Source organism: Thioalkalivibrio sp. ALE11 (assembly GCF_000381205.1).
In the GTDB taxonomy this organism is placed as follows: domain Bacteria; phylum Pseudomonadota; class Gammaproteobacteria; order Ectothiorhodospirales; family Ectothiorhodospiraceae; genus Thioalkalivibrio.
The window spans coordinates 146606-158925 of sequence record NZ_KB906165.1 but is presented as its reverse complement, the minus strand read 5'-3'; the positions used below and the strand labels follow the sequence as shown (position 1 = coordinate 158925).

At 68.4% G+C, this 12320-nt stretch carries 11 protein-coding genes; 1 reads left to right on the top strand and 10 read right to left on the bottom strand.

All coding sequences use genetic code 11. From position 1 onward, the window contains the following. Window positions 1-3 precede the first annotated feature (3 nt). The 3 genes from F620_RS0102865 to F620_RS0102855 all read right to left on the bottom strand — a co-directional run bounded on the left by F620_RS0102865 (window position 4) and on the right by F620_RS0102855 (window position 3175). Window positions 4-546 carry an FHA domain-containing protein gene (locus F620_RS0102865; RefSeq protein WP_018868827.1) on the bottom strand — a complete coding sequence of 181 codons (543 nt, stop codon included), beginning with the start codon at window positions 544-546 and terminating at the stop codon, window positions 4-6. 76 nt (window positions 547-622) lie between these two features. Further along, complete coding sequence (locus F620_RS0102860; RefSeq protein WP_019569379.1) at window positions 623-1171, bottom strand: copper chaperone PCu(A)C; 549 nt, start codon at window positions 1169-1171, stop codon at window positions 623-625. Between the two features lie 18 nt (window positions 1172-1189). Beyond that, complete coding sequence (locus F620_RS0102855; RefSeq protein WP_019569378.1) at window positions 1190-3175, bottom strand: TonB-dependent copper receptor; 1986 nt, start codon at window positions 3173-3175, stop codon at window positions 1190-1192. A gap of 332 nt (window positions 3176-3507) precedes the next feature. Between F620_RS0102855 and F620_RS0102850 the strand changes: the two genes are divergently transcribed. Further along, window positions 3508-4476 carry a sigma-54-dependent Fis family transcriptional regulator gene (locus F620_RS0102850; protein WP_019022591.1) on the top strand — a complete coding sequence of 323 codons (969 nt, stop codon included), beginning with the start codon at window positions 3508-3510 and terminating at the stop codon, window positions 4474-4476. Between the two features lie 3 nt (window positions 4477-4479). On the opposite strand, the gene F620_RS0102845 is transcribed toward F620_RS0102850, so the two are convergent. From F620_RS0102845 to F620_RS0102815, 7 genes are all read right to left on the bottom strand, one after another. Beyond that, window positions 4480-5919: a DUF945 family protein gene (locus tag F620_RS0102845; protein WP_019569377.1), complete on the bottom strand. Its 1440-nt coding sequence runs from the start codon at window positions 5917-5919 to the stop codon at window positions 4480-4482. Window positions 5920-5984: 65 nt separating this feature from the next. Further along, on the bottom strand, window positions 5985-6551 hold the full coding sequence (locus F620_RS0102840) for a hypothetical protein (RefSeq protein ID WP_019569376.1): 567 nt from the start codon (window positions 6549-6551) through the stop codon (window positions 5985-5987). A 96-nt stretch (window positions 6552-6647) separates the two neighbouring features. After that, a complete protein-coding gene (locus tag F620_RS0102835; RefSeq protein ID WP_018868833.1) occupies window positions 6648-7019 on the bottom strand; it encodes a DUF5362 family protein in 372 nt (123 codons plus the stop codon). Between the two features lie 140 nt (window positions 7020-7159). Further along, a complete protein-coding gene (locus F620_RS0102830; RefSeq protein WP_019569375.1) occupies window positions 7160-8602 on the bottom strand; it encodes a diguanylate cyclase in 1443 nt (480 codons plus the stop codon). Next, window positions 8599-10791, bottom strand: coding sequence for a response regulator (locus tag F620_RS0102825; protein ID WP_019569374.1), 2193 nt, complete (start codon window positions 10789-10791; stop codon window positions 8599-8601). The genes F620_RS0102830 and F620_RS0102825 overlap by 4 nt, the downstream gene beginning before the upstream one ends. Next, window positions 10781-11929 carry an FIST N-terminal domain-containing protein gene (locus F620_RS0102820; RefSeq protein WP_019569373.1) on the bottom strand — a complete coding sequence of 383 codons (1149 nt, stop codon included), beginning with the start codon at window positions 11927-11929 and terminating at the stop codon, window positions 10781-10783. The genes F620_RS0102825 and F620_RS0102820 overlap by 11 nt, the downstream gene beginning before the upstream one ends. Continuing rightward, window positions 11926-12309 carry a response regulator gene (locus tag F620_RS0102815; RefSeq protein ID WP_018868837.1) on the bottom strand — a complete coding sequence of 128 codons (384 nt, stop codon included), beginning with the start codon at window positions 12307-12309 and terminating at the stop codon, window positions 11926-11928. The genes F620_RS0102820 and F620_RS0102815 overlap by 4 nt, the downstream gene beginning before the upstream one ends. Window positions 12310-12320 lie beyond the last annotated feature (11 nt).

The window sequence follows — 12320 nt, the reverse complement described above, 5'->3', positions numbered from 1 at the left end:
GAATCAGGCCAGGACCTCCAGCCCGATCCGTACCAGCACCGCCACCACCAGCACCGCGGCACCGCCCGCCAGCCAGGCCCGCCAGCGCGGACGGCGGCCGGCCAGGGGCAGACCGGCCCCGGCATGATCCCGGTGATGAAACACGAATTCGGCCCCGCCGAAGCGCACGCGGTCGCCCTCACGGAGCGTGGCCTCGTGCACCCGCTCGCCGTTGACCCAGGTGCCATTGGTGGAGAGCAGGTTCATCACCCGGCATTCGCCGTCCTCGTTGATGACCCAGGCGTGCTGGGAGGACACGCTCGGCTCCTGCAGGACGATGTCGTTGTCGGACTGACGCCCCAGCGAATGGCGGCCGGGGCGCATGAGCAGGCGTTGCTGCTTGAACGGCTCGGCGACCCCCACCAGCACCGGCAGGTCACTCTCCTCGACCTCGGTGCCGGCGGGCTCCGGCGGGGCCTCGGGCAGTTCGCCGCGCTGAAACAGCATGGTGCCCTGCGGGCCGTTACGGTCGCGGCCCTCGCCCCGTCCCTCGGAATGCTCGTTCATGCTCCCCCCGTGAATGGACATACGGGATGGAGTATGCCCGCACCCCCCGGAGGGTCACAACGATCTGGATCAATCCTCAGTGCCCGTGGTGGCCGGATCCGTGGCCATGACGCGACCCGCCACCATCGCGTACCGTGGCCTCGAAGCGCGCGGTTTCGCCCGCGGCCGTCTCCAGGGTGACCGACACACGCTGATCCCGCTCCAGCGGTTCATGCAGATCGATCAGCATCACGTGCAGGCCACCCGGCTCCAGCGCGGTCTTCCCGCCGGCCGGGATGGTGATGGCCTCGACCTCGCGCATGCGCATCACGCCTGCGTCATCCTGCACGTGGTCGTGCAGCTCGGTGACCCCGGCGACCGGCGATTCACCCCGGACCAGCTCGATGTCCTCGTCGGTATGGTTGGCAAGGGTCAGATACGCCGCGGTCGAGCCCATGCCCGGCGGCATCATGCGCACCCAGGGCTCGGACACGATTTCCAGGCCCTCCGGACAGTCGCAGGCGAAAGTCTCGTCCGCGCCATGCGCATGTTCTCCGGCCGTCACGCCGGTGGCAGCCAGTGCCAGGAATACGGCACCGGCCAGGGCCAGCCGCCCGGGGCGTTGATATTGCGAGATGTTGGTCATTGCTTATGTCTCCCTCTCTCAGAATTCCACGTTCCACTGGGCCCAGACGGTACGCCCGGGTTCGTTGACCGGCCGGGTGGCCGCTCCCAGTTCGGCACTGCCGCGCTGGATATGCTCGCTGTAGGTGCGATCGAACAGGTTGTCCACGCCCACGGTCAGCTGCGAGTTCCCGAACAGCTCCACCCCGCCGTACAGCGCGACGGTGGCAAAGCCCGAGGTCTCTCCGGTGTCCAGGCTGTAGATCGTACCGTGATCCTCGTGGATGCGGTCCTGACGCATCACGCCGCGGACCTGCAGCCCGCCGAAATGCCTCCCCGACGCATACTCCGCACCCAGCGTCGCCTCCGCCGGCGGGGTCTGCGCCAGGGGCACGTCGTCCGTGGTGTTCTGCGAGCGCACCCAGGCGGCACTCGCGTTCACGGTCCACGCCGACGTCATCTCCCAGGCGCCGTCCGCTTCGAAGCCCCAGGTCCGCGCATCCACGTTGCGCGTGCGATCCCCGGGCTGCGCCACCAGGATGTAGTCGTCGAACTCCCCGTAGAAACCGGACAGCGAGGCACGGAGGCGCGGCCCGTTCCAGGCAATGCCCGCATCCAGCTGGGTCAGGACCTCGGTATCCAGATCGAATACCCGCCGGCGTTCCCAGAAATCCGCCGCACGCTCCGAACGTCCGATCCCGACGTGCCAGGCCAGCGGCCGCTGCGCCTGCTCCTGTTCGTAGCGCAGGAAACCGCTGGTGGCGGTCGCACGCTCGCGGTCGCCGTCGCTGGCGCCACCAATGCCGTCGCGCTGCGCCTCGGCCCGGGTCCGGTCAACCCGCAGGCCGCTCACCACGCGGCGCCGCGCATCCAGCGGGATCTCGAGTTCGCCGAACACCCCTGCGTCGCGGAATCGCGCGGTATCCTCGCGGGCGACATCGCGCCACCCGAAGGCGTCCGGCCCCATCAGGCGGTTCCCGCTGTGGCGGTTGCGGCTGTAATCGAACCCGGCGTGCAGGGCCATGTCCCGCGGCAGCCGGAAATCCCCGGCCACCCGCGCCCCTTCGGTGATGCGTTCGGGGTAGCTGACCATGGGCATGCCCGGAGGCTCCCGCAGGGTGTAGTTGTCCATCACATGGTCGATCTCGTTGCGGAAGACCCGCGCCTCCAGGGTCTCGAACCAGGGCGCGAGATCATCGCGGGTCAGCGCAAGGCTGTAGCCGGTGCGGTCGAAGCGCACGCCGTCCATGCCACGGTCGTCGTAAGCGGCCTCGGCGTCGGAACGGTCATACGTGAACTCAATGAGGGTCTGCTCGTCAGGGCGCCAGCCGGCTATCCCGGTGCCACTCCAGCGGGAATACCGCGAGTGGACCTCGTTGCCATCGCCGTCGCGGTAATCGTCCTGATCCGAGAAGGTGCCGATGGCACGCAGATAGCCCGCCGAGGACCCGGTCGCCACGTCCGCCACCAGGTCGGTGCGATCGAAACGCCCGACGGTCAGGCCCGCGAATCCGGTGACCTCCCCGGCCTCCGTGAACACCGGCGCGTCCCGCTCGAAACGCACCGTACCGCCCGACACGGCACCGTGCCGCACGCTCTGCGGACCCTTGCTCACCTCGATGCGGTCAAAGGCCTGCGGATAGGCATACGCCGTGGGCGGGTCCATGCGCCCGCCGCAGCCGCCCAGCACCGGATCGTCGTCCAGCAGCAGCGACAGTCGCGAGCCTCCCAGGCCTCGCAGGGCCGGATCGCCACTGGTACCGCCCTTGCGGCTGGTCACGAATCCGGGGATGGAGGCCAGATACGCCCCGCCATCATGCGCCGGCAACGGAAGCCGGGGCTGGCGCGGATTGGTACTGACCCGCCCGGGCCCCTCCATGGCGGGAACCGTTACCACCACCGGGGCCAGCCGCGCCGGATCCCCGGCCTGCGGCGCAGAAGGCCCTTCGGCCGCCACGGGCGCGGCCGCGGCACCGGCGATCGCCAGGGGGATCCAGCGGCACCGGAATCCATGCAAATGCTTCATGATTTCTCTCCGTCCTTGTTCTTGTCATTGGTGTCGTGCGACCGACTCGCCAGCAAGCACCGGGCCAGGTAGGGGCCAGGTACGGGCACCAACAAGGATCGGGAAACCGGAATGGCGGACTGCGGCGCCCGAAGCACCATTGGGAGCACCACCGGAGGTGGCCGGAACCGCCACGCACACACGGCAGCCCCCGGGACCGGTGCGGGATTTGCCACAGCGGAGGGGTGAAACGCCGCAGTTGCGAACCGGACGCGTACGGAGTCCCTTGCCCGGGCACGGACTCTGGGGCAGGCTATGCAGTCATGCCGCAAGCGCCTGGCGGCCGGGAGGAGATGTTGGTCGAATCAGCCGAAAATACCGCCGAACATTTCGTTGGGAGCTCGCCCGAGCTGCAGGCCGTGCTGCGTCAGGCCAGCATGGTAGCGGCCACCGATGCCACGGTACTGGTGCTGGGCGAGAGCGGAACCGGCAAGGAACACCTGGCGCGCCACATCCATGCCCGCAGTCGGCGCCCGGACGGACCGCTGATCACGGTGAACTGCGCGGCCCTGCCCGAAGAGCTGGTCGAGTCCGAGCTGTTCGGCCACCGCCGCGGGGCCTTCACCGGCGCGAACGACCATCAACCGGGGCTGGTGCGCCAGGCACATGGCGGCACGCTGCTGCTCGACGAGATCGCCGAACTCCCGGCCGGGGCCCAGGCCAAGCTGCTGCGCTTTCTGGAAAACGGGGAATGCCAGCCGCTGGGTGCGGCCGAGGCGGAACAGATCGACGTTCGCGTGATCGCCGCGACCCACCAGGATCTGCAGCAGCGCGTGGCCGACGGGCGTTTCCGCGCCGACCTGTACTATCGCCTGCAGGTGGTGCCGCTGGAGATGCCGCCGCTGCGCAGCCGCCAGGGAGACGTGCGCCGTCTGGCCGAACACTTTCGCGTCACACTGGCGGAACACCACGGCGTGGAACCGCCGCGGTTCACGCCCGCACTGCTGCGCTGGCTCGGCCAGTGGCCCTGGCCCGGCAACGTGCGCGAGCTGAAGAACCTGGTCGAGCGCTGCGTAATCTTCATGAGCGGTGCCGAGGTCAACCCGGGCGATCTGCCCGATGCCTGGCTGCAGACCCCGCAGGACCAGGCCGGCGGGCCGTTCGTGATCCCGCCGGGAGGGCTCAGCCTGGAGCGCCTGGAGATGGACCTGATCCGCCAGGCCCTGGAACAGACCGCCGGCAACCGGTCGCGGGCCGCCCGCCTGCTGGGGCTGACCCGCGACACCCTGCTCTACCGCATGAAGAAATACCAGATCGCCTGACCGCTATCCCTGCAGCAGCATCATCAGGTCGGTGACCGCCATCATCGGCTCGCCATCGACCACGATCATGCCCTCGGCGACCTCGACGTCCAGCCGGACCCGGTCATCCTCCACCGTGAACAGCGGGAACTCGCGCGCGCCCTGTATCAGCATGGCCACGATTTCCTCGGCCTCGCGATCCACCTCCGCCGCCGGCCGATGCGGCTCACGCAGGGCCATGTCCTCGCGCACCGAGGTGCGGATCAGCCCCCGGTCCACGCCCGCCTGCAGCGAACCCGACAGATACTCCAGCAATCCCGGGCCCTGCCAGGCGGCTGGCGGGATCTCGCCGGCCCGCAGCGTCAGGCTGCCGTCCAGGGCATCGCCCCGGGCGTCCACCACCCGCAGTTCCCGCAGCTCCAGGGCGGCGCCGTGCGAGGCGGTATCCATCAGCCACTGCTGATACAGGGCGTCCACATCCTCCAGCGCGTGCAGGCCGGCTTCGACCTCGCGGCCCAGACGCCCGGCCTCGCGGACGGCGGCGGCATCGAGGTCCAGATGCAGCTCGGCGCGGAACTGCTGCAGACCGGTCAGGCCTTCCGCCCGGGTCTCGCCCAGCTCCAGACTCAGGTCACTGCGCGAACGGCCGTCGGTCTCGCGGGTCACCCCCGCCAGACGCAGGTCGCGCATGCGGAAAGACTCGTCGTCGAACTCACCCTCGATCCCGTCCAGCGCGAGTTCGGAATCGCCTTCCACCAGCAGCGAGTCGACGATGACCAGGTTGTCGCCGCGCATGCGCAGGCCGTCGATCCGCAGATCCACCTCGCCCGGCACGCCGACCCAGGCCCGGGGCAGCTCGGCGTGCAGCGCCTGCAGACCAGCCTCGCCCGCGATCTGTGCGGAGGCCTCCCAGGCGTCCCAGGACAGCTCGCCGATGCGATGCTGGCCGGCCATCAGCAGATCGCCGTCATAACCGGTGCCCTGCAGATGGATGCGGGTGTCGCCCCCGGGGCGATGAGCGACCTCCAGCGTGGCCCAGTGATCCTGCTCCAGTGCGGGCAGGTCGGCCGCCACCGCCTCGGCCCACGGCAGCGTGCCGGCCGCGCGGAACGGCTGGCCGCTGACCCAGCGGGCGAGGCCGTAATCCTCGACCTCCATGCGACCACTGGCACTCACGCTCGGCTCCGGCGTGCCCTGCAGCTCCGCCAGCGGCTCGTGCAGCGGGTTGTCGGACTCCGGGCGGTAGCGGAAGCGATAATCGACCGTCCCGGCATCCCGGTCATATGCGAGCCGGATCACGTCGAACTCGTCCACCGCCGCGGCATCCGCCTCGAAGCGGTCGAGCGCCTCCTGCAGGCTGTTCTGCGCCTGCGCCTGAACCAGACGGTCACCGCCCGCCCAGGCCGCTCCGCCCAGCACCACGACACCGACGGCCACGCCGGCCTTCGCCAGTCCACTTGCCATAATGACTCCCTTCTTTGGTGGGTGTTGCCAGTGTGCCCCGGGGTGAGCAACGGCCCCGGAGCGAATCAGTCGTCGTCCGCGGTCACCAGGGCCGCCGACCCCATCAGCTGGCCCCGGCCGTCATCGTCGGCCGGGGCCAGGCTCAGGGTGAACAGCTGCTTGAGAGGGGCTTCGGGCACCGCCCATTCCCAGGATACGGTACGCGTCGGGCCGCGCCCCGGCACCTCCCGGGTGTCATCGCGGACCTCACGGGCCTCGATCGGGTCGGGGGCCTCCGAGATCAGACGCACGAACGCCTCGTGCGCATGCTCGACATCGGCGCGACGCGCGTGCACCGCACAGAACGTGTCACCCTCGGGAAGGGCCAGCACGAAACGCCCGGCCTCGGACTCCAGACGCCAGGCTTCGCCTTCCTGTCCGCCCAGAAACGGCGCGGCCAGCTCCGGACGCAGCAGATCGTCTTCCTCCTGTTCGGCCCGCAGTGCCTCCAGATCGCTCACTCCGCTCAGGCAGGAATCCGCGTAGGCACGCGTGAAGGCATCGGCTTCCGCCTCACCGGCATCCGGCCCGGCCAGCGCGGGAACGGGGAGCAGAAGCGAAACGGCGAACAGCACGGCTGGCGAGCGGGTCATCACGAACCTCCGTTCTGGACGATGAACATACCGGAGAAGCTATGACGACGGGCCGCAAAAGGCAATGGGCCGCGGCTGGCGGCCCGACTGCCCGGGTTACATGCCCTGAAGCTCGCTCATGCCCATCATCCCCGCGCCGATGCCGAACAGGAAACCCAGCACCATCAGCAGGATGTAGACCAGCAGGAGCACGCCCATGATGGTGAAGTGGGTGCGCAGCCGGCCCATGGCATTCTTCGCCTCCAGCTCGTCATCGCGCTCGTAGGCGCGGGCGAAACTGCCGGCGGCCTGCATCAGCACCACGCCGGCCCAGATCGGGATCCAGGCCACGATGATGCCGATGATCGACAGGGCCGTGAGCACCCCGGACAGGATCAGCATGACCCCGATCAGCTGCATCCAGAATTTGCCGCGATAAACCGGCTCGATGAGTTCGCGCACGCCGGTCGTACTGGTTGTCTCGTTCATGATTCCCCTTTTTCTCTCCCTCAGTGGCAGGTCGCCCGCAGCCGCCGACGCCTTGCCGAAGTGTAGCAGCCGAACCGCGCGAACTTACCTGCATGTTTGCAGGGGGCACGAGTCGGGCCCCCCGATCCGGTCCTCTCCCCCTATGCCGGATCGGGCGCACAGCGGACCTGGTTCCGCCCGCCTTCTTTCGCCTCGTACAGGGCCTCGTCCGCGCGCAGGAGCAGCTGACGGCGCCGGTCGTCCGCCTCGTCACCCCCCGTGACCGGCCGCTCCCCGGCGACGCCCACGCTCAGCGTCACATGCGCGGCAGCACCGGACTGGCTGTGTTCCAGCCCCAGGGCCTCCACCGACGCCCGCAGGCGCTCGGCGAAGTCGCGGGCATCGCTCGGTTCCGCACCCGGGAGCACCGCCACGAATTCCTCGCCGCCGTAGCGGGCGACCAGATCGGAACTGCGCCGCGGGGTCGCGTCCAGGGCGCGCCCCACTTCCTTGAGGACCCGGTCACCGGCCTCATGGCCGTAGTAGTCGTTGAAGGGCTTGAAGTAGTCAATGTCCATCAGGACCACGGCAATGGGCAGCGACTCCCGTCGGGCACGATCCCACTCGCGGGCATAGTGTTCGTCGAAATGCCGCCGATTGGGGATCGCAGTCAGACCGTCCATGTAGGAATACCGGAACAGCCGCTCGTTGGCCGCGGCCAGATCACGCGCCAGCTCGCCCAGCTGGAGATGCGTGCGGATGCGCGCCAGGGCCACGGGGAAGTCCACCGGTTTGGTGATGTAGTCATTGGCCCCGGCATTGAGCGCCTGGACGATACTGTCGCTGTTGTACAGTCCGGTCACCATGATCACTGGCAATTCGGTCGGGCCGTACTTGCGGCGCACCCGGTCCAGCACCTCCTGGCCATCCATGTCCGGCATGACCACGTCCAGCAGGATCAGGTCGAAGGTTTCATCACCCAGCCGGGCCAGGGCGTGGAAGCCGCTGGTCACCGCCGACACGCGATACCCTTCGCGCTCCAGCCGCCGGGCGAGGATCTCGAGGTTGGAAGGGTTGTCGTCGACCACCAGGATCCGCGGCGCGTCTTCCGGCGCATCCCCGGGCAGGGCGTCGGATGAAGCGCCCGTGGCATCGCCGGGCCCGGAGACCTCGGGGCCGGGACCTGGATCGGGATCGGGATCGGGATCGGGATCGGCAAGACGCGTACGGCTGCCGGCACGCACCATATCGGCCAGATGGTTGATCGCGTCTCCGATCTTGTCGACATCTCCGTGCAGGCTCCCGGCTCCGGTCTCCGGAACTGCGGCGCGGACATCGGAATGCAGCCGGGTCAGCTCGGACAGCACGTCGGTCCATTCAGCAAACTGGTCTTCCAGCGGCGGCCCGCCTTCCTCCGGGGTGCGAATGCGATTGACCTGTTCGAGGAGCTCGTGGGCCTTCTGCACCAGGGCGCTCAACTGCTGCCCCGAACCACCATCGATGCCGGCATCCTCCAGGTCTTCCTGGACCATCTCGGCGTAACCGATGATGTGGTTCACCGGCGTGCGCAGGTCATGACGGATATTGGTGTTCGCCGCGTTCATTGCCCGTGATCCGTGTTGCTGGCGGAGGCGTGGCGGTCGACGTGGGAATGGATGGCCGCCAGCAGGTCGTCACGGCTGACGGCGCCCTTCTGGAAGATATCTTCTACCCGCTCGAGAAGCCGGCCGCGTTCCGCGGCGGAAAGATCCCGGGCAGTAAGCACCAGCACCGGAATCTCCCCCCAGCGCTCGTGACGCTGCAGCTGGTCGAGAAAGGCGAAACCATCCATGCCCGGGAGCATCAGGTCGAGCAGGATGAGGTCGATCCGGCCGTCCCGCTCTTCGAGGCGGGACAGCCCCGCCTGGCCGTCCTCGGCCTCGATCACCCGGCTGCCCTCGCAGTCGAGCTGGCGACGGATCATTTCGCGGGTCTCGGCATCGTCCTCGACCACCAGGACCGTGCAGGTACAGCCGCAGCCCGGCGATCGTTCGCAGGTCTCCGGGGTTGCGCCCCAGGCGCAGGGCGGGGGCATCTGCCGACCGACGGCCTCGAGCAGGTAATGCCGTTCTACGGGCTTGGTGACATAGTCGGCCGCCCCCAGCATGAACCCCATGTCCCGGTCGCGCAGCATGCTGAGCATGATGACCGGGATGTCGCGGGTGTCGGGGTCGTTTTTCAGCGCGGTCATCACCGCCCAGCCGTCCATGGCGGGCATCATCACGTCCAGGGTGATCAGGTCCGGGCGCTGCTCGCGGGCCAGGCGCAGCCCTTCCTCGCCCCCGGTGGCCAGCGTCACCTGGTAGCCTTCCGTGGCCAGGCTGCGCCGAATCAGGTCGCGCACGCTGGCATCGTCGTCGATCACCAGTACATGCCCGGGGCGGCAGCTTCGCGCGGACGGTGGTGCCACCGCGGCGGAGCCGGAGGCATCCCGGCCGGCTTCGGGTACCTCACCCTGCAGCGGCAGGCGCACCACGAAGGTCGAGCCCTCACCGGGTTCGCTGCTGACCTCGATGTCACCGCCCATCATCCGGGCGAAATGCCGGCTGAGGGAGAGCCCGAGGCCCGTACCGCCGTACTTGCGCGTGGTGGACGCATCGGCCTGGGTGAACGGCTGGAACAGGCGCGCGAGCTGCTCCTCGGTAATGCCGATCCCGGTATCCCGGATTTCGAACTCGAGCGCACCATCCTCGCCGTCCCGGACGGCCAGGCGGATCTCGCCATGGTCGGTGAACTTGGCGGCATTCGACAGCAGGTTGAACAGGATCTGGCGCAGCTTGGTCAGGTCCGCATGGATGGTCTCGTGTCGCGTCCCGTTCTCGAGCCTCAGCTCGTTGCCCCGCGACTCGACCAGGGGGCGCACGGTCGCGAGCACCTGGTCAATCTCGGGGGCCAGACTGAAATCCTCGAGATAGAGATCCATGCGCCCGGCCTCGATCTTGGAGATGTCGAGGATGTCGTTGATCAGGGACAGCAGATGGCGACCGGCACTGATGATCTTGTCCGCGTCACCGGCGAGCTCGCCGACACCCGCATCCCCGGCCTCCTCACTGAGGATTTCGGCGTAACCGATGATGGCGTTCAGCGGAGTGCGCAGTTCATGGCTCATGTTGGCGAGGAAGGCGCTCTTGGCCTGATTGGCGGCCTCGGCGGCCTCCCGCGCCTGGCGGATCTGTTCCACCGCTTCATGCTGACGGGTCACGTCGGCCATGGTGCCGATGGTCCCCACCGTGTTCCCGTCGCGGTCGGTCGACCGCGCCATGCGCACGTCCATCCAGCGCACGCTGCCGTCCTCGCAGGTGATGCGCAGGGTCTCGGTGCAGTCCGCGGTGCTGCCTTCCATGAACGGCGCACAGCGGGCCAGCCCCTTGTCGCGGTCCTCCGGATGCAGGATCTCGATCCAGTCACGCCCCAGACAGCGGGCGGCCGGAATCCCCGTAATGCGTTCCCAGGCCGGGTTGAGCATCACGATCCGCCGCTCGCCGTCGGTCTCGAAGAGGATCTCCTGGACGTTGTCGAAGACCCGCCGCAGCCGTTCCTCCGAATCCGTCAGGCGATGATTGGCCTGTTCCAGCTGCACCATGCGCTCGCGGGCGGTGGATTCCAGCGCGGCGTTGCGCTCGAACAGCGAGAAGCTGTCGCCCGCATCGTCCACCGCGCGTTCCACGCGGCGCATCAGCGCGGCGATGATGCGGTCCTTGCGCTCGAGTTCCGCTTCCAGCTCCCGGATGCGGTTGTCGTCTTCAGCGTTCATCGGTCCCCAGCATCACCCCGGTCAGGGTCTGATTGACATGCAGTCCGCGGAACTGCTCGCCGTAGGTGTTGAATCCGATCAGCGGCAGGCCGCGAAGGCTCGCGGAACCGGCCTCCAGGGCATCAAGGTCGGTCAGTTCCATGCGCCGGAAGATGCAGTCGCAGGCCAGCAGGAAACCGGGTTCGCCGTGGGTTTCACGGAGGCGGTCGAAGCTCTCGCGGATGCTCCGGGCCAGGTCCACTCCGCGGCCCAGGGCCAGCACCAGACCATCATCGATCGCGCAATAGAAGGTGAGACTGCCATCGGAGAGGGCCTGCTGAATGGAACGCACATACCATTCCCCGCCGACCCGCAGCATCACCGGGTGGCGCGCGAACACATGGCCGTCCAGCTCGGCGGGATCCACCCCCACCGCACGCGCGTAGGCCTCGGCCGCCGGCATGCCGTCGATTTCGTGGACCGTGCGTGACGCCGGATCGGCGGCGGTCGTAACCATGCGGATGTCGGTGGGCTCGAAATGCTGAAACCGGAACAGATGGAACGGATGGCCGGAATCGAACATCGCAACGACCGCCGCGCCCCCGTGGAAGGCCCCGTCGTGATACACCGCGGTACCCTCGAAGCGCATTTCGTCACCCGCCGAACCACCGAACAGGCCCACTCCGTGAAGACTGCCATGCAGCGTGGCGGCCACGGCCTCCTCCTGCATGGACAGGCCGTCGATCAGCAGCAGTGCGAACTGGCGTTCCGGGTCGAGGCCGTCCGTGGCCACCTCGTCCACCAGCGTCTGAACGGTTTCGGTGGACCGGTTCGCGTCAAACCCCTCCAGCGGCGCGATCAGCCGGGTGGCCACCCGCAGACGCGGCGAGCGGATCGAGGCCCCGGTCACGCTGCCGGCCACATAGCCCGTGGAGCCGCTAAGTTCACCGGCCGTGGTGCAGGCCACCACCGGACGGTCGGGAAACGCCCCGGCAATCGCCCGGCCGAGGGCGTTGCGGTCGTAGCGCGCGGAGCAGAAGAGAAAGACCACCGAGGCGTCGGACGCATCGAGTCCGGCAGCTACCTCGGCGATGGCCTCCTGCGGATCATCGGCATGGCTGGAGGCCTGGCGGACATCCGGACCGGACCCGCCACTCATGCCGAGGCCCCGGTTCCATCCAGATGGGCGTGGATCTTCTCCAGCAGACGCGGGAGCTCCACCGGCTTGGTGTCGAAGTCATCGCAGCCGGCCTCCAGGGCCTTCTCGCGATCGCCGGTCATCGCATGCGCCGTGAGGGCGATGATCGGGATGACGGCCGTATCCGCCTCCCCCTTGAGCGTCCGGCTGGCTTCCCAGCCATCCATCACCGGCAGGCTCATGTCCATCAGGATCAGATCGGGGCGTTCGTCCCGGGCCAGCTGCACGCCCGTGGCGCCGTCCTCGGCAGTGGTCACCTCGAAGCCCTTGCGGGTCAGGCGCCGCGAAAGCATGTCGCGGTTCATCTCGTTGTCCTCGACCAGAAGGATCCGGTTACCCATGGCTGCTCTCG